Below are 20481 nucleotides of genomic sequence, written 5' to 3'. Positions count from 1 at the left end.
GCCAACACGAACGACCGCTAATGGGCACCTCAGGTTTGTGGCGCTGTCCCATCAAGTTTGCCGCTCGGCGACGGACCGCTCACAGCCTGAAGCAGCTGCCTGTAGAAATGTCTCCAAGGGCTGCTTCTGGCCGATCTGGGGCTATCGCCACCCAAAGCGGACAAAGCTGCTTTAGGTCGTCTGTGCTGGTTATAGCCCCAGTTCGGTGAGTCCTGGGTGGTCGTCGGGACGACGTCCAAGTGGCCAGTGGAATTTACGATCCGATTCCTTGATGGGCATGTCGTTGATACAAGCGTAGCGACGGCGCATCAGGCCATTGGCCTCAAACTCCCAATTTTCGTTTCCGTACGACCGGAACCAGTTGCCCGCGTCGTCATGCCACTCATAGGCGTAGCGAACTGCTATTCGATTCCCCTCATGTAGCCAGAGCTCCTTGATGAGTCGGTAGTCAAGTTCCTTCTTCCACTTTCTCTCAAGGAAAGCCTGCGCTTCGGCCCGGTTGTTGGCGAACTCAGCGCGGTTGCGCCACTTCGTGTCCGGCGTGTAGGCCAAGGCAACCTTGGCTGCGTCGCGTGTGTTCCAGCCGTCTTCCGCCAAGCGAACTTTCTGTACGGCAGTTTCGTGTGTGAATTGGGGCAAGGGTGGGCGTGATTCCATGATGGACCTCTATGTAGGTATGTAGAACGATCTGTCTACATGCTCGATACTATTCGATGTAGAACGATCTGTCTACAATGTCTGCATGAACTCTGACAAACAATCTTTTTCCGGACTGCCTCCACGTGAGCGAATCTTGGTAGCTGCCCATGACCTTTTTTACAGCGAAGGAATCAGAGCGACGGGTGTTGACCGGATCATCGATCGCTCGTCCGTCAGCAAGGTCACGTTCTATAGGCAATATGCGAGCAAAGACGAGTTGATTCGGGCTTACCTCGATTACCGACACCAAGGGTGGATTTCTTGGTTCAAGAGCAGCTTGGCGCAAGAGTCCCGTGACGGAGCGAGCGCGACTGAGGCACTGCTTCGTACTCTCCGTGGCTGGTTTAGTCAGACCCACTTTCGAGGCTGCGCTTTCCTGAATGCTGCTGCAGAGCTGGGATCTACCGATCCCGGGATTCTGGAAGTTGTGCGACAGCACAAAAAAGAGATGGCATGCGTTTTGGATGAGCTGTTCGGCGACCACGCTGTCTCTGTAGGCCAGTCGCTTTCGCTGCCCGTGGATGGCGCTATCGTGCACGTACAGATGGGCCAGCCACTTGAGGAAGTGCTTGAAAACCTCAAGGTCGTCGTTGAAAAAGTCCTCGTAAGGTAAGACCGCGTGTGACCTCTGCAGCTAAGCTCGTCATGAGTCTTGCAGGCCGAAGCGCCAACGGTGCACTGAACGGCCGCTTCTGGCCGATCTGCGACGGTTGCTGACCGACCCTGAGCCGCCATCCATGAAGCTGAGCCGACGAATGCTCCGCAGCGATTGCCGCTGCTCGTAGCTGCAACGCTTCCAAACGATCACTGTTCCATACCGGCCATCCGAGTAATGATGCCGGTGACTATCTAATGACGGACTTCAGGCGAGCAGTGGACAGTGATCGTCAGTGCAGGCCGATAAGTTGCTGGAAGTCTGCTCTCACGGATCATGAACAGGTGCTGCCGACCCGTTGACGACTTTCGGTTCGCCGCAAGTTAAGTCGGCAACGCAGCACAAACCAGACTTCCGTCAAGACTCGCAACGCTGTCCTGTTGAACAGGCTTACGAGGGTTGAAGAGCAACTCTTTTGCGCACGTCTGGGGTAGATAGGCACAAGGAAAGAGACTCGTAGCCCACAGCGCCCGCAAACGGTGGAACAAAAAACGGAGGCGAATGATTTGCTGGGCAGTACAGGATTGCTTCGCCCGGGCCAAGGTTTCCGAGATCAAGAATCGACGAAGAGCGTGTCATTGCAACCACTTGTTCCTAGCGCGTTCTGAGACTGCTGCGCAAGAGTGAGATAAGTGCCTCCTGAGAAGGGCGCGTCAAACCCTCCTCGATCATGTCGATAACCAATGGTTGCTGGCCACCGCCGACCGCGAGCGCACCCAGTAGCACCCTTAACGGCCCAAAATCCGTGGCACCTTCCTCACGCAGCCATTCGAGCCGCCGTTCCAGCGTGGCGACCTCGTCTCGCGTTAGCTTGAGGCCCCGCTCAAACTTGCGCGGATCATCAAGTCTTTGAAGGGAAAGGAACCGCGCGTTGGGTATCTCCTCCGAGAGGCGCAAGGCAAGTCGTGTTTTGCCGCTACCAAGCGGCCTAACCAAATACGTTAACAGCGCGTGGCTTGGAAAAGTAAACTGCTCGCCGCCCCAAGGCCATGGAAGTTCAAATGACACTAAGGCGCTGTGCACGCCAAGTGCATCGGCCAGATCGCCTGGTCGGGGTGTTAGCCCGCCTGCCAGACTATGACGCAGTTCTCTCAAGCGTTCGCTCGCCCTTTGAACGTCCGTGAACTGAGCGCCTAGTTCCGCTTCACGAAGTGCGAGCGCCTGATCTCTTACTGTCAAATCTCCCTTGATCGCCTGCGCAGTTTGGGCGATGCTCAACCCTAGAGACCGAAGCGCCACGATATCCTGTCCCGTGCGAAGATCGTCCGGGTCGTAGTGCCGATAACCGGCCTCTGTGCGCTTTGGCTGTAGCAAGCCTCTCTGTTCGTAAAGACGCAGCGCCTTGATTGAAACTCCTAGGCGGCGAGCGGCTTCGGCCGCGAGTATTGATTCGGTGTGAGTAGACAAACGGGTTCCCCAAGTGACGAACCAAGATCATCAGGTCGGACCCAACGGCCGGGTCAAGCGCAGTGTCTCGATAGTCGAATGCGGAAATCACCACCTTGCGCTCGACACGTTTGCCGCGTGTCCGTTTCCAGTCTAAACCGCTCGTTTAGCTGTTGGCGGCAAATAACCGGTATTGGCCGGTAGCACCACCTCGCTGACAGCTGACTTCTCGGGTCTGACTCGTGTATCTGAGTGACTGCATATTGGCACATCCGTGGACTCACACTACTGGCCATAGGCGGACATCCAGCTGAGCGTCGCCGAAACCGCATCTGGTTTGTCGCTGCCTAAATGACTACGATCCTATTAGTCGTTGCTAGACAGTCCGAGCACCAGAGGTGCCGAATACCTAGGTGCAAAGAGCATCTGCCCAGCTAAATCATCGTGACGCTATGCGATCAAAAATGAGAGGCATCCTATTTACTATTGGCGCGTCCTTGATAGCCATCACATTTGGCGCGCCAGAGGGACTACCCGCTCATAGTGGTAGCGCCAAATCAGCACTGGCTTACTTCGCATACTGGTTTGTGATTCAGTTTGAGGGATGGGGAGGTCGATACGTCGCTGTAGCCATTGGTTTAACAATGATATTGGTGGCGTTGTTGCTTCCCTATAGCAAGAAACCTGCTCCTGGCTAACGGCAAGGGTAGGATTCCGGCAGCGGCGTCGTTGACAGACTGCTTTGGGGCGCCCCGAGCCCATCGGGCACACAGAAGCGGCCCTTGAAGACAGTGCGTGGCAAACCTCGCAATCGAGCGGCCGCTCCCGAGGGTGAAGCGGCCGTTCAGGACAGGCTGCGTTCAACGGCTCGTTTATGGCATGTACCAACTAAATTTGCGCTGCCCGAGAGCCAAGACTTGTGTGTCACGACGACACCCTAGATTTTCCAGGCTCAGCTTTGGGCTATATGGGGTAGCTCATCCTTGAATGGAGCGCATCTGATGAGAAATTAAAGGGCAGCCAGTTCAATGCTCGCGAAGCAGTTGCCTCAAGGCTCCGGAAAGCTCAGGGTATCGCCAAGAAAACCCTGCTTCCTGTGCGCGCTGCGGAACCAAGCGTTGGCCTCCCAGCAACAGAACGGACATCTCCCCCAGTGCCAGTCGCAACGCCCAGGCCGGAATGTGAAATATGGCCGGTTTGCCCAACTCTTGTGCGAGGATTTGCGTGAAGTCAGTGTTGCGCACCACCTCTGGAGAACAAGTGTTGTAGGGCCCGCTACAGCTCTCAGTATTCAAAAGGTAGTCGATGAGAGCGACTTGGTCATCAATGTGTATCCATGGCATCCACTGTTGGCCGCTGCCCAGCTTGCCTCCAAGCCCTCGTTGGAATGTTGGCAGCAGCCGTGCCAGCATTCCACCAGTTGACGCTAACACGGGGGCAGTGCGTAGTAGTACAACCCGCACTCCCATTTGGCGCGCGCGCATAGCCTCCTGCTCCCAGGCCACACAAAGGCGGCTTCCGAAATCAATGTTGCCCGGTGAACCGTCCTCTGATAACCACTGTTCTTCGCCGTCACCGTACCAGCCGACAGCAGATCCCGAGATCAACACTGGCGGTATCGAAACCTGCCTTCCCATCCAATCCACCAAGGTTTGCGTGAGGTCAATTCGACTGTTCCACAAAAGCCCGCAGCGCTTTGCAGACCATCGGTGAGTTGCGATGGGGGCTCCTGCTAAGTTGACGACAGCATCGAATGGAGCACTGCCATCGAGTGATTCAAGTTGCGCTATACCCTTGGAGCCCGGGCACAATTTCTCTACCTGCTGAGGAGTTCGGCTCCACACCCAAAGGTCATGACCTTGGCGCCGCCAGAGCCGACAGAGGGCCTGTCCAATGAGTCCGGTGCCTCCGGTTAACAGGATGCGCATGGGGGTTTTCCTTTTGGGGAAGTGAACAAAGGACTCACCAGGGCAGGCGTTGTCCATCGTATGCCCAGAAGCCGCCGCTGTCCTTTGGCTGCAGGCCGTCTAATACCGCCAACAAATCCCGCGCAGCATCGGTGGGGCGGCGGCCGATCTGAGCACCGCGAAACGGAGCCGACAAAGCCGAGTCAACGGTGCCGGGATGCAGGGCTGCCAGGACAGCTTTTGGATGGGTGCGAGCCATTTCAATAGACGCGGTCTTGAGCAGCATGTTCAGTGCAGCCTTCGAGGCTCGGTAGCTATACCAGCCACCAAGACGGTTGTCGCCGATACTGCCAACCTTGGCCGAAAGAACCGCAAGCACGCCGGGCTCGTTCTTTGGAAGCAACTGTGAGAAGTGTGCCAAGGCCAAGGCCGGGCCGATGGTGTTGATGGTAAAACTGGCTGCCATGTGTGCGGCGTTCAGGTCAGCCAGTCGCTTTTCGGGAGTGCCGGTTGGGCCGCTGAGCATTCCCGTGGCAATCACAATCAGGTGCCAGGGACCTTGCTGACGCATCGAGTCGGCGGCAACTGCGATGGAGTCCAGGGCTCCAAAGTCGACGGCGGGACTGCTGCTACGGCTCAGGGCAGCGACCGAGGCACAGCGCGGATCTGCCTCCAGCTGCGATGCAATGGCTGCGCCTATAGCGCCGGAGGCCCCAAGAATGAGAGCACGGTAACCAGTGGGCAGGGATTGCATGGTAGGCCTGGGTGATGTCGTTGCTACAGGTTGCCGAGCTGCTCGCGCAGTTGCTGAGCATGTGCGCGCAACGCTGATTGCTGCTCAGGCGGGAATTTCTGCCATTGTCGATAGACCAACGCCAACCGGTGGTTGCTGCCAAGTTCTTCGACATGACGCGCAAAAAAGTCCCAGTAGAGAGCGTTGAAAGGGCAGGCGTTCGGGCCAGTCTTCTGCTTGGGGTTGTACGTACAGCCCTGACAGTAGTCGCCCATGCGCTGCAGGTATGCCGCGCTACTGACATAGGGTTTGGTGGCAATCAGGCCGCCATCGGCGCGCTGGCTCATCCCCAGGGTATTGGGCAGCTCTACCCACTCAAAAGCGTCGATGTAGATGCCCAGGTACCAGCGGTGCAGCTCCACCGGATCCAGCCCCGCCAGCAAGGCAAAGTTGCCGATCACCATCAGCCGCTGGATATGGTGGGCATGGGCGGTTTGCAGCGACTGCTTGATGGACTGCTGCAAACAGCGCATATGCGTGTCCCCGGTCCAGAACCAGTGCGGAAGCGGCAAGTGGTGATCCAGCGCATTGCGACTTTCGTAGCCCGGCATATGTGCCCAATAGATGCCGCGTATGTACTCACGCCAGCCGAGGATCTGGCGCACAAAGCCCTCCACAGCAGCTAGCGGCGCGTGGCCTGAGCGCCATGCGGCTTCGGCAGACTGCAGCACCTCCAGAGGTCGCAGCATCTTCACGTTCAACGCGAACGAAAGCAAAGAGTGGAATAAGCGCGGCGCTTGGCTGGACATGGCGTCTTCATAGTCGCCAAAGTGCGGCAGTGCATGGGTGACAAATGCCTCCAGGCAGCGCATTGCCTCTTGCCGGTTCAACGGCCAACGCAGGGCGTCCGCCTGCGCGTCACCAAAGCTTTGCACATCGCTGCGCTGCACGATCCCCCAGAGCGCGCTGTGGTCGTGGAGGGGGCGCCAGTCCTCAGGCTCGACAGGGGTTCCTGGCCAGGGTTTGCGGTTGTCGTGGTCAAAGTTCCACTGTCCGCCAACGGGCTGTTCATGCTCGTCCAGCAGCAGTCCGTAACGGCGGCGCATGGCACGGTAGAAATGCTCCATCAACCACTGGCGGCGCCCACGCATCTGGGTCGCCAGGTCATCGCGTGCCGTCAGGAAGTGTTCGCTGTCTACTGCAGTGCAGCTCAGCTGCTGGCCGCTAGCCCAGGCCTGTAGTTGGGCGTCCAGCCGCCACTCGTCGGGCTGCTGCCATTGCACAGTGCGGGCACCGTAGTGCACAGCAAGCGCCGCCAGGTTTTCGGGTATGGACTGGCGGTTACTGGCATCGTCGATCGACACATAACGAACCCTGTGGCCGTCAGCGCGCAGCTTGCGCGCAAAGTCGCGCATGGCAGCAAAAATGGCCAGGATTTTCTGTGCGTGGTGCAGCACGTAGTCGGTTTCCTGACGCACCTCCATCAGCACATACACCACCTGCAGGTCCACCTGCCGAAACCAACTGTGTTCCGGGTTGAGCTGATCTCCCAGTACCAGACGCAGTGTATGGGCGCTGTGGGTGGCGGTCGTACTATCGCTCATGCTTTACCCCACAGGCGCTGGTAGGCGCCATCAGCGTCGTAGGTCGCAGCTTGCTTGACAGGATCAAAGCGGCGCCCCCCGCGTGGATCCGTACCCCGACCGGCAATGTACAGCCAGTTGCCCTGGTTGCTGTAGACGTCGTAGTCAAGCAACTGTGACTCAAACCAGGCAGCGCCGGCGCGCCAGTCACAGCCAAGATCATGGATCAGATAGCTGGCCGCCACCTGGCGCACACGGTTGCCGAGGTAGCCCGTTGCAGCCAACTCGCGCATGGCTGCATCCACCAGAGGCTGGCCGGTCTGCCCGGCGCACCAGGCTGCAAAGCCCTGATCATCATGCGGCGTGGCAAGCACCGGGCCCAGACCTCGTGCACGGTAGAGCGCGCGACCATGCTGCAGGTGCAGAAAACGAAAATAGTCGCGCCATAGCAGCTCGAACCAGAGCCAGTAGCTGCTTTCGGTCACGCCGTACATGGCTTCGAATTGTCGAAGTTGAGCGTGGGCTTGCCGGGGCGACAATGCCCCCGTGGCAAGCCAGGGCGACCATTTGCTTGAGTAGTCCAATCCCACAAGACCGTTACGCGTACGCTTGTAGCTGTGAGGAAGCCCGCGTGCGAGGTACTGACGGAGGTGGGCAAGGGCCGCAGACTCGCCGCCTTGCAGGAAGGCGGTGGCGCTTCGGGCATCAAGCGAATTAGAGGCATCGGTCAATGCATCCAGAGCAAGTGCCTGCTCTTGAAGGTACTTGCTGGGTATATTCGGCGGAACTATGGGCAGAGCCTTCGGCACTGGCAGAGGCGGGTAAGGTTGTAGCTTGGCCTGCTCAACAGCCTGGCGAAACGGGGTGAACACTGCGGGCAACTGCCGCGCCGGCCAAGGCAATTGGTCCGGGTGCAGCAGGCTGCTGTGCCACACGGTGTGCACCTGCAGGCCTGCGGCTCGCAGAGCGTCGACCTCGGCTTGCTCCTCGGGCGCTGCGACGTCTTCACAGACAATGGTGCAAGCCCCTAAGGCCTGTGCCAGCGCAGGCAGAGCCATGGCGGCTGGCGCATTCAAAATCAATAGCTGAGAGCGCAGTTCATGAAAATTCTCGGCCAGGTTCTGTATCGTCTTGGCTAGCCAGGTGCGACGGTGCTGGCCGATGCGGGCAAAGCCCCAACGGGTTCTAGCCTGAATGTCCGGCAGGCACAGCACCGGCAGCAGGTACTGCGCCCCCATCCTGCACGCGGCGTGAAGGACGGGTTGGTCGTGCAGGCGCAGGTCGTTGCGTAACCAGAGCAGCACCGTGCTCATGTCTGCTCCCCAGATGGAGGTAACTGCTTGCGCTGCCGTCGGCAGCGTTCGGAGCAGTATTTGACCTCGTCCCACACCTGAGCCCACTTTTTGCGCCAGGCAAATGGGCGCCCGCAGCAAAGGCATGACTTTTCAGGCAGATGCGGTTTGCGGTGCACGGCATGCCTCCTTCGGCCTCAGCCCGCGTGTGCGTGCAGCGCGGTGTGGACATGCCGGGCCAGGCTCCGTCCGCTCAGCCAGGCACCTTCCACGCTGCCGCTGTGCATCCAGTCTCCACACATTCCCAAACCTGCTGCAGCGTCCCACCATGCGCCCGCGTTCAATGGGTTGGCGGTGTCGGCATAGCACCAGCGATGAGCGGTAGCCTGAACACTGGCGGGATCGGGGCCTCCCAGTTGCGCAAATGCATGCAGCAGTGCGGCCGTGACAGTTGCGACATCGTCTTCCAAATGTGCCTCGCTCCAACTGTGTGCGGCATGTAGCAGCCAGGTTTCGGTGCCGCCTCGGCTAGGTTTGCTGCTGTCGCGTGCGATCCAACGCAATGGGCTGTGCTCGACAAAGCAGCCGTCTACCGGCAATGACAACGGTTGCTGGCAGCGCACCATGAGTGCCCAGCAGGGCAGCATCCTGGCATTGCGTGCAAGGGCAGAGGCTTGCGGTGCAACACCTGCCAGCAGCGCCTCGGCCTGCGGTGCCGGAACGGCAAGCACAACCGCTTCGTAGCGGTGTGGCTCGGTGCCATGCTCCTGGCTTTGCAGAATCCAGCCAAACGCCGAACGCGGTTGCAAAGGCTGGACGGTGGCTTGCCACTGAAAACGCACAGATTGCGATATGGCATGCATGCCGCGCACCATATGTGCAGCCGGAGAGGTCATGCGTGGGGTGCCGACAAAGCGCTCCAAAAAGCTGTCTTGCAAGGCGAAGTCATGACCATCGTGTTTGCCGATACGGCCCTGCCAAACCTGCGCAGCGCCTGCCTGCTGCCAATCGGAGACCTGTTGTCGAAACTCGGCATGATGTGCCGTGAAATACTGGGCACCGTGGTCACACTGCCAATCAATGTCTCCATCGCTGCTGCGGCGCGTGCTCATGCGGCCAGAGGCGCCCCGACTTTTGTCGAATACATGGACGCAGTGGCCTACTTCGACCAAGGCCTGGGCGCAGGCCAGTCCAGATATGCCTGCGCCAATGATTGCGATGGTTTTTTTTCTGCTGCTCGGTGCAGGGTTGTGGGTGCTCATGGGAATTAAAAGTCTGTAAGTGCAAGATCCATCCGCGCGAATGCAAAGTCGCGGGGAAATGACTTCTCTGAACTCAAGGCTGGTTCGATTGAGGGACCTTCGTGACGCGACTCAGGTCCACGCCCAGGGTTTTGGCCTTCTGTAGCAACAGATTGAACTGTTGCTCGGGAATGGTCTTATTGCGTGACAGAAGCCAGAAGTAATCCATGCTGCTGCCGATCACCAAAGAGGTTTGATAGTCCTCATCAAGGCTCACCACGTTGTAGCCGCCATAGAAAGGGCCGAAGAAAGATACCTTCAGAGCCGCCACATCTGCCAACCCCAGGAATCGGGCCTTGCCCTCGGCTTCTCGCCATTGCTGCTTGACTGAGTCAAATCCACGGTTCAGCACCGTAACGCTTCCGTCGTTTCTGAGGCTGTAGCTAGCTGAGACCTGGGTCAGGTCTTTCTCGAAACTGTGATCGATTCGTGCCAACTCGTACCACGTCCCCATGTAGCGCTTGGCATCAAAACCGGTGACCGGCTTCACCCCATCGGGTACATCAACGGCACAACCCGATAGGACAACATTGGCCCCCACAAGGATCACCGCAAGCGCTGTCGTGCGCATGAATGAGCTTCTTGAAATATGCATATAGGTCCTTTTTCTTGTGCGTAATACCAGGCCAACGTTGTGCTCAATTGCGGTGCTCAAGCAGGCATGACGGATCGTTTTTGGTTGAGGCCAAGTTGCAAAAATGCTCCGTCATGCGAGCCTAAAAGCAAGCCTAAAAGCAAGCCAATCCGTCTGTAGTCTTACTCGTCAAACGACTTGCAACCTAGCTGCCTGACTAGCGCTCAAGCAAGCCTTGAAACACCCCTGCGTGTGACACGCGACGGAACACTGGGCGAATGCCCCGCTGCGCACTTACCTCCTGAAGACCCGTTGCCGATTGAGCTCGCGGCCTGCTCATCACTCATAGGCGGTCCCGGTGAGAAAGCGATTTGCATTCGGCGTTCGGTGTCTAGTTCTGTGTGCTTGGAAACAGGGGCACACCGCCTCAGAAAATAAAACGAGACATGGACGCTCCCTGGTGCGTTGGCTACGTATCGATGAAAACCAAAAAGTACAAAACTTGAACTCATCAGTTCAAACTATAAACTGAACGTGGCAGATTTGCACTATTCGGTATTAAAAATTCAGATGTATCGCAAGCAAACCTTATGCGTACTAGGTCCAGTATCAGGAGGGGATCTCGCGTGTCGATGAGCTTCAGGCCAAGGGACGTTGAAGCAAGTTCAGCCATGGCGCTGTTTCCAGCGGGCGTGGTTCTGCCCCTGCTGTCCGGCGGGCTCGGCAGCATCTGTGCCTTTAAGAGCCGCTAACGCTACTTCCCTTTGAGATCAGCCAGACGCATTTATGCGTCTGGCCCTCATGGCAAGACAACCAGTCAGCAAAGAACTGCGGCGACAGCTGCAGCCCCTGATCCCGGCCTTCACGCCTTCCGTCAAAGGTGGCGCACGCAAGCTCACCGTGAGCGATGAAGCAGCGCTCAATGGCATTCTGTTCGTGCTGCAAACAGGCAGTCTGTTCGAGATCACCCGCCCCAGCTGCTATACGGACCTGGTCACCAATCTCTTCTCGTTCGGTGCAGAGCGGCGCAATCGCGGCATCGAATGGGGTTTGTGGGGGTCACCGCTGCGTGGCGTACGCATGATGGGCAGGATTGTCTACACAGCCCACAAGCTGACGCAGACCGCAGGCGGCGTCAATCAGGGCAAAGTCGCCACGGGTGTACCCCAGCTGCAAGGAACATTGGGTGTTGAATGGGATGTTCCTGCCATTGCCGGGCTGACTGTTACGGGTAATGCAACGGCGGTGTCCAAGCAATATATCGATGCGGACAACAGCCTTTGGGCGGCAGGTTGTGTGACCTACGACCTCGGTGCAGGCTATGCAACCATGGTTGCCGGCAACCCTGTCACGTTTCGCGCGACGGTGCTGAACGTTTCCAACAAGGCCTATTGGGGCATGCCACTGCTGTCCAGCTTGGCACTGGGGGTGCCACGCACGCCTGCGCTGTCGGCAACGATTGACTTCTGAGGCGGGTGTGCTGGAGTTTGCAGGCAGGCCTCTGGTCTCCTGGTTGACGACGCTCTTGCTGATTTCGAGCAGAGATGGGTCCGAGATCCTTTGACGACGGCCGCGCAGCTGCTTTTCATGGCTGTGATGAAGCTCGGCCGGACCGGGTCTGGCTTGGGGAGGTGGGCTGTGCCCGCTGGGCGGTGGGGGTTTCTTAATAATTGAGAATGGGTATCATTTATGTAAAATCGTTGCATTTCCAATGCACGAGAGACTTCGGTGCCTATCCACGCCAACAGCATCGCCAGTGAAGCACTTGGCAGCATGTACACACTGCACAACCGCTGGCTGATCTCCTGGCTACAGCGCAAGCTCGGTGACCGCTATGACGCGGCAGACATTGCGCAGGACACATTCGCGCGCATTTGGACAACTGCCAGAACGCAAGCAATCGAAGACATCAGAGAGCCCAGGGCTTATCTGACAACGGTTGCCAGGCGATTGATGATCAATCACCTGGAACGCCGCTCGCTCGAACAGGCATATCTTGCCTCCTTGCAGCTACTGCCTGAAGCCACCGCGCTCTCCGCAGAGGCTCGAGCCATCTTGCTGCAGACCCTGGAGGAGCTGGACGCATTGCTGAGAGAACTTCCAGCGAAAGTTCGCACTGCATTCCTGCTTTCACAGCTCGAAGGGCTCGCCTACGAGGAGATCGCCACGCAAATGCAAGTAAGCGTGCGTACGGTCACCCGTTATATGGCGCAAGGATTCCGGCAATGCCTGCGCGTGATGCTGGATGCCTGAAATGGATGCAAGCATTCTCGATGAGGCCGCTCAATGGCTGGCTCGCCGGCATGCGTCGGACTTCAGCGAAGCAGAGCAAGACGCGCTGGTTCGATGGCGCAGTCTCAGTACAACTCACGAGGAAATCTGGCAACGCATAGAGCAACTGAAATTCCGAATGGATAGTGTTCCCTCGGCAGTGGGCATGGCCGTTCTGGATCGTCCACGTGCTGCAGCAAATCGCCGGCAGATTCTGCGTGCATCGGCACTTGCGCTGGCAACGCCAATGCTTGGCTGGTTCTCATACCGCTATCTGCCATGGCACATCTGGAATGCGGACTTCCGAACAGCAACAGGCGAAAGACGCGAACTGACATTGGCTGACAACAGTCAGGTGCTGTTGAATACGGCTTCCGCAATAAGCGTTCAGTTCAATGGCAAAGAACGTCTGATCCAGCATCTTGCCGGTGAGATTCTGGTGGAAACCGCACACCTGAGCGAATACAAGACTTTGCCCTTTGTTGTCCAGACTGCCGATGGGCGGCTGCAGGCACTGGGCACGAAATTCATCGTTCGAAAGCATGCACGGAGCACGACGCTGTCGGTGCTGCAAGGCGCGGTGCAGGTAATGCCTGCGCATTCCAGGCAATCTCTTGTCGTGCAGGCTGGCGAGCAAGTGAGCTTTGATGCTCACAAGGCGGGGGCCTTCACCTCGCTGCCATCCCGCACCGATGCCTGGACTCAGGGTGTGTTGTATGCCGAGAACATGCGCTTGGCTGACTTTCTGGAGGAGCTGCAGCGCTATCGCGAAGGAGTTCTGCGCTGCGATCCAAGTGCTGCTGAGCTGCTCGTCTCCGGCACATTCCATTTGCGCGATACCGATCGTATTCTCGAGCTGCTGGCTCGGACCATGCCGATCCGTAGGCAGCAACGCACCCGTTACTGGATAACCGTCACGCGTTCCTGACGTTTCTCACGATCAGGTTCTCGCATGCTGCCCTCCGAAATTCAGGCAGGAGCGATGACTCTGTTCAATCGCTGTCCTGTTTTTCAATCTCGCCTGTCAAGTGCATCAAGACCCGTTTATTGACAGCCAGGAGGATTGAGCAGATGCCCGAAAAGTACGTCCGGAAACTCAACAGGAACGCCAAAGCAACGCGACTGCGCCCCGTCGCAGCGGCAGTCAGAGGAATTTTTGTTGCCATCGTCGGCACAGCCGCTATCGGTTTGCACATGCCAGAGGCTTATGCGGCAGATCCGTCTACCAGTCCTGCGCAGAAGTCCTATCAGGTATCCGCTGGCCCGCTCGGTCCCGCACTGATGGACTTTGCAGCTCAGGCGGGCATCAATCTCAGCATGGATCTGAGCAAGCTCAACGACAAGCGTACCCCCGGCCTGTCTGGTTTCCACACCGTCGATGGCGGTTTTGCACATTTGCTGGAAAGCTCGGGATTGAGTGCACATCGCCTAAGTGAAGGCAACTATGCACTGGAAGTCCCGGGGACCACCAAGGCGTCCATCGAGCAAAAGAGCAGTGCTTCCGTGCCTGCCAGCGGACAAGGCTCTGCCGAGCTTGCAGTCGTTACTGTGACGGCACGTACCCAGAATAATCTCGTTGCGCCGTCTCGGCAGGTCAGTATTCTCGAAGGTGAAGAAGTTCAGCAACTTCGGCAAGGCTCCGACAGTCTGGCAACCATGCTCAGCAAAGTCGTCCCTGGAATGGCAGATTCCAGTCACACAATCACCGACTATGGGCAGACTCTGCGTGGCCGGAACATGCTTATTCTTGTGGACGGGGTTCCACTGAACACCAATCGCGACTCCTCCAGAAACCTCGCCAACATCAACCCTGCGGACATCGAGCAGATCGAGGTGCTTCGCGGCAGCAGCGCCATCTACGGCAGCGGCGCAGCAGGTGGCATCATCTCTGTGCGCACCAAACGCCCCTCGGGCGAGACCAAAGCAGAGACCATCGTGACGGGATCTGCACCGCTGTCCACACTCAGAGGCGCCGGGCTTGGAGCCGAAGTCCAGCACTATCTTTCTGGCGGCGGCGATGTGGTCGATTATTCCGTCAGCCTGGGCGCCAAGCATGTCGGAGGCTCGTTCGACGCCAAGGGTGCACGCATTGCACCCGAGCCCAGCCAGGGAGACTTGTTCGACTCCGATATCTACAACGCGTCCGCCAAGATCGGCTTCAAGCTGGACGCCAATCAACGGCTTCAATTCTCCGCGAGCCACTACAACGCCAGCCAGGACACCGACTATGCATCGGATGCGTCTGTGGCCCGCTTGCCAGCAGGTTCGGCTGCAGCCAGGCCTATCAAGGGCTTGGTACTTGCAGATCAAAACCAGATCAAGAACACCATGCTGGGTCTTGACTACGAGAACCGCAATCTCGCAGGCAGCGCCGTGGCGGCTCAACTCTATTACCGGGATTTTTATACGCGCTTTGCGCCGTTCGATGCACGCGCCGTTCCTGTGCGAGGGGCCAACGTCGATCAGTCCATGCAGAACTCCGATGTGTTCGGTGGTCGCCTGACCATCAAAACACCTCTCGGACAAGAGAAGAACACCTTGCTGATCTGGGGGGCGGACTTCAATCACGAGCGCACCGACATGCCGATCGATATCTTTGATTCCAAGGCCTATGACTCCAGTGGAGGTCTGGTGTTCAACAAGATTGGCCGCTTGATCTATATGCCTCAGGTCACGACCCGAAGCATTGGCGCCTTTGCCCAGTTGCAACACAAATTCAACGATCAGTGGTCTGTGGAAGGCGGAGCACGCTACGACCGAGCTCAGGCCAGCTTCAACGATTTCACCCCTTTGTCGCAATCGAAATTGCCCAGTTCCCAGTCCGTGGCTGGCGGTACCGTTAAATATGGCTCATGGACTTACAACCTGGGCACGGTTTTTGCGCCTACCAAGGGACACGAGTTCTATGCGTCGTACAGCCAGGGCTTTGAGCTACCGGATATCGGGGTCGTGGTGCGCAATGCCACAGCGGGCTTCAATATCGGAAACTCCAACCTGCAGGCAGTCAAAACAGATACCGTAGAGGTCGGTTGGCGCGGGAAGTTTTCCAATGTCATTGCCAACCTGGGAGCCTTTCAATCGCGCTCCGATCTCGGTGCCGTGCAGAGCTTCAACAACGGACTCACGCTGCTGCGAACCAAAGAAAAAATCCGGGGTATCGAAGGTGGCCTCGACTACTTCAGCGACGATGACCGCTGGAGCAGCGGTGGGAGCTTTACCTGGATGAGAGGGCGTGAACTCCCGCAAGGCTCAAGCCTTTATCAGGACATGACGGGCTATCGTATTGCGCCCCTCAAACTGACTGCATATGTGGAATACCGTCCCAGTGCCAGCTGGAGCCACCGCATCCAGGCAAGCGCATATGCCTCCAAGGATTACCGACTGGATGGCAAGACCAGCTTTGGGCGCCACGACACCAGAGGCTACACCACCGTGGACTTGATCAGCCAATGGAAAATCGATTCCAAGAACCGCGTATCGCTCGGTGTGGAAAACCTGCTCAACCGCAACTACTTCCCGCTATACAGCCAGCTGCTTCGCAATAACAACAACACCAGCCGCCTCCCTGCAGCGGGCACGGTGTTGCGAGTCAGCTATGCACACACTTGGTAGATGCGCGTCATACACGTCGATCGACGAATGGCGATGATTTGCGGCAGCAGCGCCTGATCTGATTGAGCTGTTTTGACGTCGAGGCACTGCGTCTGCTGCTTGCCGTATTCATGACAGCGTTTCCTGAGAGTCTGCTGCCTTGAGCGGACTTCCCGCGTCCGGTAAGGAATGACAGCTATCGGCAACCCATGGTCGAGGGGCAAAAAGATGCAGCGATATGAGGCGCCTGGACGTGTCTGTTTCCGGGGGCTGAATGGTGTTTACGACGTTGTCGATCTGGAATATCGACTTGCCAGTTCCCAAGGGCCGCAGTGTCGACAGCGGCCCTTTTTCCTGGTCGGCCCGGCTTGTTGACTTGGCTCAATATGAGCCGGGGCAAAGCCCGGCACAGTGGCACATATGTTCACCATGCCCTCCATGTCGCAAATCGCTTCCACGTTTGGGCAGCCTGAGAGCTTTGCCCCAGGCTCTTGGCTCAGGCAACGTCGCCAACCCCTCGATTCGGTGCTGTATCTGGAAAGCGGCAGCGTGATGCTCGGGGTCGGGCAGGAGTCGGCCATGCGCCATCAGCTGGGGCAGGTGGAAGGGCCGACCTGGCTGGATGCTGCTTTTGCGCTGCAAGAGCGTCCTTCGTGCCTCGATATGCAGGCACAGACGGCTGGGCGCATCTATATCATTCCGCTGGCGCGCTTTCTCAGCTCTGTGGCGGAGCTTGCACCTGCCGTGCAGCACTTGCTCAAAGATGTGGCCAAGGCCTATTGCTCGCAGACCGAGCTGGCGGTCAGTCGCCTGGCTCAGGACGCCGAAGCTCGCTGCGCCCAGTGGCTGCTGAACCATGCGATCCCGGGGGGAAATGGCAATGCCCTTCATGTCATCCTCAAGGCACGCAAACGCCTGATTGCAGCGCAACTGGGTATTGCTCCGGAAACATTCTCGCGCGTGCTCAGGCAGTTGCGAGAGCATGGGCTGATTGCCGGGCGAGGCAATGTCATTGAATTACCCAAGCCCGGCGCACTGGAGGTGCTGGCGCTGGGGTAAATACCGGGCCGGGTTGCAGGCCATGCAGCGCTTGGCTTGTCCTCTGAGCAGGAGCTTGCGGCGTAGCATTTGTCGACAATCTCCGGGGTTTCCTCTCGTTGGGTTGCAGACATCGGCTCTCTATATTGAGGCCCATGTCAGAAGCTGTCTTCTCCCTGCAAGCAGAGCCGCCATGGGTTGCACCGTCGCAGCCACAGGAGGTTGCTGCCGCGCCACAGTCTGGGCGGATACGCAGAGGCCCGGGCCCCATGCTGCGCAGCATGGTGCTTGTTGCCATGATTGCCGTGCTGCTGGCTGGCGCTGGCGCTGCGGGCTGGGTGGCTTATTCCCTGCGCCGGGCGGTCATGGACGGAGCGCTGCCGGCGCAGACCAAAGCGTTGGAATACGCGGTTCGTTCGCTGGCCTTCAGAGTCGAGCAGCAGCAAAAACCCCTGCATAGTCTGTCCTCTGTGCTGGCGGGCCATATGCATGATTCCCAGGAGTCACTGGAGGCCATGCTCAAGCAGCCCACCTCCATGGCACAGCAGTATGAGCAACTTCAACTGGCTGATGGAAAAGGGCAGTTGCTGGTCAATTTGCATCAGGAGCAGGCGCTGGCCGCAGAACAGCTTGAAGAGCCGCTGCGTGAAGTGCTCAAGCGGTCATTGGCAGAGGGCAAGCCGATCACTCAAGCCTGGGTGCGTTCCGGGGATGCGGGCCTGCAGCTGGAGTTTCAGAATGTCGTGCCGGTGCGTGATCTGCAAGGCAAGCTGGAGGGCGTTCTTGGCGGCAGCTACCGGACGCCTTTGTCGGTGCTGTTTTCGCTGGAAGTTGCCTCTGCCGAAGCGGGTAGCCAGCTGCTGCTGATCGACCGTGATCTGCGTCCGCTGGCTCTCAGCAGCAAAGGGCAGTGGCAATTGCCCCCTGCCTTGGCCGATGCTGCACTGCCTCGCGGGCTGGATCAAGCCTGGCTCAAGACGGCTCAGACCGGTGCGCTCAGTGAGCAGAGAAATAACCAACTCTGGAGCGCCATGCCGCTGCCTTGGGCGCAATGGACTTTGCTGAAGGTCAGCAACGTTCAGGAATGGGTGCCGGGGGTCTCGGTCAAGATGATGGGCTGGCTGGCCACGGCCCTGCTGGTGCTGGCTGGACTGCTTGCAGCAGTGCTTTGCCTGATCGCCTATCCGCTGACGGCCTTGTTCCGCTCGGCAGAGCAGGCTTCTCGACGCGGTCTGATGCTGGAAGTGGACTTGGCCAGCCGCAGGGGCAACTGGTGGCATGGCCTGTCCGATCATGACTGGGGAGAGGCCCAGACCCTGCGCACTGCATTGCAGGCCCTGGGCGGTGGATATGAGGCGCATGGCGAGCTTGAGCGTGATTTGCAGATGCAGTTGCAGACGTTGATGGACTATGCCCCCGTAGGTTTGATCGTGACGCATGGCTCAAAGGTGCAGCGTGTGGGCATGCAGGCCGCCAGAGTACTTGGCTATCAGCCTCAGGAAATGCAGGGCCTGGCTGTGCGTGACCTGTGTGCCAGCGATGCCGACTATGAGGATCTGATGGGGCGGGTTCGGCGGGCTCTGGATACTTATGGACAATTTGATAGCGAAGTCTGCTTGGTGCGCAAGGATGCAAGGCCGATATGGGTGCGAATTCACGGTCAGAGCATGCAGCGCATGCACAGGGCCTGGGAGCAGTCGGGCAAGGCGCAGGATGGTCAATACCTGGTCTGGGAGTTGGAGGATGTGACCACGCAGCGGCAGTTGCGCGAGCAATCGAGCTGGAAAGCCATGCACGATCCCTTGACCCGCCTGCCCAACCGAACGGCCTTTGCTCTGCGGCTCAAGGAATGGCTGCGCGAATACACGACTCCCGACTATCTGGAGAGCTTGGGAGGCGCGAACGTGGTCGCCCGTTCGCAGAGCGAGCCCAAGGCGCATGGCATCGTGCTGTATGTAGACTTGGACCACTTCTCTCAGGTCAATCGCCAGGGCGGGCGTGAAGTGGGTGACGAGGTGCTCGCCCATATTGCGCGACTGATCGAGTCGACGGTGCGGCCCCATGGCTGGGTGGCCAGGGTTGGAGGCGATGAATTTGCCATTCTCATGGCCGGAATCAGCCGTGAGGAGGGAATGCGTCATGCACAACTGCTGTGCATGGCCATCCAGGACTGGGAGGGCTCCTACCAGGGGCAGCGCTATATGTTGAGCGCCAGCATCGGCATGTTGCTGCTGGATGCCAGCTACCACACGGCGGCCAGCGCCTTCAAGGGGGCCGATATGGCCTGCTACGCCGCCAAGCGCAAAGGGCGCAACCGTGTTGAAGTGATGACTGCAGCGGTCTGAGTCGGATTGCGCATGCTGAATTCAAGGCAGATATGACAGCCTAGAGGGCAATCCCTTGGCTGCTCAAAGGGGCTGACTGAGTTACGCTCTGCGGCTGCTTTGTATACAAAAATGGATGAGGCTGGCCGTGCCACAGCGCCCGGATGGCCATGACCTATGCGTGACCAGACCTTGTTCGACAAGATAGATTTGCACCTGATCAGGGTGCTGCACACGGTGCTGACGGAGCGTAGCGTCTCCAAGGCGGCGCTGCGGCTGGGCATGCACCAGCCAGCGGTGTCTGCAGCGCTGCGGCGTCTGCGCGAGCTCGCTGGCGACCCTTTGCTGGTGCGTTCTGGGGCACAGATGCAGCCTACCGATGTGGGGCTGCGCATGGTGCAACCCTCGGCTGACATTCTGCGTGCAGCCGAGGGGCTGTTCAGCGATGCGCGGCAGTTTGACCCGCGCACCTCGACTCGTACTTTCCGCATTGCGGCCAGCGACTATCTGGATCCCCAGTTCCTGCCGCGGCTGATGTCGGCCATGAAGGCCCAGGCCCCGCATTGTCCGGTGGACTTCCTGCCGCTGAGCGCCGAGGCGCATTACGAGGGACAACTGGCCGACGGCGAGATCGACGTTGTCATCGGCAACTGGCCGCAGCCACCGGAAGGCCTGCACATGGCCAAGCTGTTCGAGGACGAGGTGGTCTGTCTGGTCAGTCCCAAGCATCCGGCAGTGCGCAGGGGCTGGGACGTACAGCAATGGCTGCAGGCCGAGCACATTGCGCCAACCCCGGCCTATCCCGGTTCCCTGGGCGTGATAGACGAGCAGTTGGCAGGCATGGGTTTGAGCCGCCAGGTGGTGGCACGCTGCGCGCATTTCAGTCTGATTCCCGACATGGTGGCATCAAGCTTGCTTGTCATGACCTCGGGCAGATTGTTCTGTGAGCGTTTCAGCGAACGTCTGTCCCTGGCCATACTGCCTTGCCCTGTGGAATTCCCTCCGCTGGTCTATTACCAGCTCTGGCATGCGCGTTCGCATGCCGGAGCCGCCACACGCTGGCTGCGAGAGGTGGTTCGCAATGTTGCACTAACGCTGCGAAATCAATAGCTTGTATCGTATTCCTG

General features: G+C 58.6%; 16 protein-coding genes and 1 pseudogene. 8 read left to right on the top strand and 9 right to left on the bottom strand.

All coding sequences use genetic code 11. The annotated features are described in order from the left end of the window. Nucleotides 1–189 precede the first annotated feature (189 nt). Nucleotides 190–657, bottom strand: coding sequence for a nuclear transport factor 2 family protein (locus tag AC1RTQ_RS18405; RefSeq protein WP_492877828.1), 468 nt, complete (start codon nucleotides 655–657; stop codon nucleotides 190–192). Nucleotides 658–742: 85 nt separating this feature from the next. Between AC1RTQ_RS18405 and AC1RTQ_RS18400 the strand changes: the two genes are divergently transcribed. After that, nucleotides 743–1312, top strand: a complete 570-nt coding sequence (locus AC1RTQ_RS18400; RefSeq protein WP_492877826.1) for a TetR/AcrR family transcriptional regulator — start codon at nucleotides 743–745, stop codon at nucleotides 1310–1312. Nucleotides 1313–1948: 636 nt separating this feature from the next. On the opposite strand, the gene AC1RTQ_RS18395 is transcribed toward AC1RTQ_RS18400, so the two are convergent. The 8 genes from AC1RTQ_RS18395 to AC1RTQ_RS18360 all read right to left on the bottom strand — a co-directional run bounded on the left by AC1RTQ_RS18395 (nucleotide 1949) and on the right by AC1RTQ_RS18360 (nucleotide 10046). Further along, nucleotides 1949–2761 (bottom strand): MerR family transcriptional regulator, encoded by an 813-nt coding sequence (locus AC1RTQ_RS18395; protein WP_492877824.1) that lies wholly within the window; start codon nucleotides 2759–2761, stop codon nucleotides 1949–1951. A gap of 1004 nt (nucleotides 2762–3765) precedes the next feature. Then, nucleotides 3766–4668 carry a TIGR01777 family oxidoreductase gene (locus tag AC1RTQ_RS18390; RefSeq protein WP_492877822.1) on the bottom strand — a complete coding sequence of 301 codons (903 nt, stop codon included), beginning with the start codon at nucleotides 4666–4668 and terminating at the stop codon, nucleotides 3766–3768. Between the two features lie 34 nt (nucleotides 4669–4702). Then, nucleotides 4703–5401, bottom strand: coding sequence for an SDR family NAD(P)-dependent oxidoreductase (locus AC1RTQ_RS18385; RefSeq protein WP_492877820.1), 699 nt, complete (start codon nucleotides 5399–5401; stop codon nucleotides 4703–4705). A gap of 23 nt (nucleotides 5402–5424) precedes the next feature. After that, complete coding sequence (locus AC1RTQ_RS18380) at nucleotides 5425–6984, bottom strand: cryptochrome/photolyase family protein (RefSeq protein WP_492877818.1); 1560 nt, start codon at nucleotides 6982–6984, stop codon at nucleotides 5425–5427. Next, nucleotides 6981–8276 carry a DASH family cryptochrome gene (locus AC1RTQ_RS18375; protein WP_492877816.1) on the bottom strand — a complete coding sequence of 432 codons (1296 nt, stop codon included), beginning with the start codon at nucleotides 8274–8276 and terminating at the stop codon, nucleotides 6981–6983. The genes AC1RTQ_RS18380 and AC1RTQ_RS18375 overlap by 4 nt, the downstream gene beginning before the upstream one ends. Then, the gene (locus AC1RTQ_RS18370; RefSeq protein WP_080692921.1) at nucleotides 8273–8434 is read right to left on the bottom strand and encodes a DUF2256 domain-containing protein; all 162 of its coding nucleotides are present in this window, start codon (nucleotides 8432–8434) and stop codon (nucleotides 8273–8275) included. Before AC1RTQ_RS18370 ends, AC1RTQ_RS18375 begins: the two co-directional genes overlap by 4 nt. A gap of 18 nt (nucleotides 8435–8452) precedes the next feature. Beyond that, the gene (locus tag AC1RTQ_RS18365; protein ID WP_492877813.1) at nucleotides 8453–9517 is read right to left on the bottom strand and encodes an NAD(P)/FAD-dependent oxidoreductase; all 1065 of its coding nucleotides are present in this window, start codon (nucleotides 9515–9517) and stop codon (nucleotides 8453–8455) included. Between the two features lie 73 nt (nucleotides 9518–9590). Continuing rightward, nucleotides 9591–10046, bottom strand: coding sequence for a lipocalin family protein (locus AC1RTQ_RS18360; RefSeq protein WP_492877925.1), 456 nt, complete (start codon nucleotides 10044–10046; stop codon nucleotides 9591–9593). Nucleotides 10047–11075: 1029 nt separating this feature from the next. Here AC1RTQ_RS18360 and AC1RTQ_RS18355 point away from each other — a divergent pair. The 7 genes and pseudogenes from AC1RTQ_RS18355 to AC1RTQ_RS18325 form a co-directional block, all read left to right on the top strand. Next, nucleotides 11076–11600: pseudogene (locus AC1RTQ_RS18355) on the top strand (TonB-dependent receptor domain-containing protein); the annotation flags it as partial. Between the two features lie 303 nt (nucleotides 11601–11903). Next, entirely contained in the window at nucleotides 11904–12383 is a 480-nt protein-coding gene (locus tag AC1RTQ_RS18350) for a sigma-70 family RNA polymerase sigma factor (protein WP_492877923.1), read from the top strand. Further along, nucleotides 12376–13329 carry a FecR domain-containing protein gene (locus AC1RTQ_RS18345; protein ID WP_492877811.1) on the top strand — a complete coding sequence of 318 codons (954 nt, stop codon included), beginning with the start codon at nucleotides 12376–12378 and terminating at the stop codon, nucleotides 13327–13329. Before AC1RTQ_RS18350 ends, AC1RTQ_RS18345 begins: the two co-directional genes overlap by 8 nt. A gap of 266 nt (nucleotides 13330–13595) precedes the next feature. Further along, nucleotides 13596–16013, top strand: a complete 2418-nt coding sequence (locus AC1RTQ_RS18340) for a TonB-dependent receptor (protein ID WP_492877809.1) — start codon at nucleotides 13596–13598, stop codon at nucleotides 16011–16013. A gap of 399 nt (nucleotides 16014–16412) precedes the next feature. After that, nucleotides 16413–17051: a Crp/Fnr family transcriptional regulator gene (locus AC1RTQ_RS18335; protein ID WP_492877807.1), complete on the top strand. Its 639-nt coding sequence runs from the start codon at nucleotides 16413–16415 to the stop codon at nucleotides 17049–17051. A 248-nt stretch (nucleotides 17052–17299) separates the two neighbouring features. Further along, on the top strand, nucleotides 17300–19375 hold the full coding sequence (locus AC1RTQ_RS18330; protein WP_492877805.1) for a sensor domain-containing diguanylate cyclase: 2076 nt from the start codon (nucleotides 17300–17302) through the stop codon (nucleotides 19373–19375). 156 nt (nucleotides 19376–19531) lie between these two features. Next, entirely contained in the window at nucleotides 19532–20464 is a 933-nt protein-coding gene (locus AC1RTQ_RS18325) for a LysR family transcriptional regulator (protein ID WP_302089566.1), read from the top strand. Nucleotides 20465–20481 lie beyond the last annotated feature (17 nt).

It is taken from the genome of Comamonas sp. GW821-FHT11H03 (genome assembly GCF_058807955.1).
Note: the sequence above shows the minus strand (reverse complement) of the source record. Positions and strands in the feature narration are given on the sequence as shown.

Coding starts and splice junctions, on each gene's coding strand:
- AC1RTQ_RS18400 (WP_492877826.1), top strand. CDS start 743: ATGAACTCTGACAAACAATCTTTTTCCGGACTGCCTCCACGTGAGCGA.
- AC1RTQ_RS18345 (WP_492877811.1), top strand. CDS start 12,376: ATGCCTGAAATGGATGCAAGCATTCTCGATGAGGCCGCTCAATGGCTG.
- AC1RTQ_RS18405 (WP_492877828.1), bottom strand. CDS start 657: ATGGAATCACGCCCACCCTTGCCCCAATTCACACACGAAACTGCCGTA.
- AC1RTQ_RS18350 (WP_492877923.1), top strand. CDS start 11,904: ATGTACACACTGCACAACCGCTGGCTGATCTCCTGGCTACAGCGCAAG.
- AC1RTQ_RS18325 (WP_302089566.1), top strand. CDS start 19,532: ATGCGTGACCAGACCTTGTTCGACAAGATAGATTTGCACCTGATCAGG.
- AC1RTQ_RS18390 (WP_492877822.1), bottom strand. CDS start 4,668: ATGCGCATCCTGTTAACCGGAGGCACCGGACTCATTGGACAGGCCCTC.
- AC1RTQ_RS18335 (WP_492877807.1), top strand. CDS start 16,413: ATGTTCACCATGCCCTCCATGTCGCAAATCGCTTCCACGTTTGGGCAG.
- AC1RTQ_RS18385 (WP_492877820.1), bottom strand. CDS start 5,401: ATGCAATCCCTGCCCACTGGTTACCGTGCTCTCATTCTTGGGGCCTCC.
- AC1RTQ_RS18340 (WP_492877809.1), top strand. CDS start 13,596: ATGCCAGAGGCTTATGCGGCAGATCCGTCTACCAGTCCTGCGCAGAAG.
- AC1RTQ_RS18365 (WP_492877813.1), bottom strand. CDS start 9,517: ATGAGCACCCACAACCCTGCACCGAGCAGCAGAAAAAAAACCATCGCA.
- AC1RTQ_RS18380 (WP_492877818.1), bottom strand. CDS start 6,984: ATGAGCGATAGTACGACCGCCACCCACAGCGCCCATACACTGCGTCTG.
- AC1RTQ_RS18330 (WP_492877805.1), top strand. CDS start 17,300: ATGCTGCGCAGCATGGTGCTTGTTGCCATGATTGCCGTGCTGCTGGCT.
- AC1RTQ_RS18375 (WP_492877816.1), bottom strand. CDS start 8,276: ATGAGCACGGTGCTGCTCTGGTTACGCAACGACCTGCGCCTGCACGAC.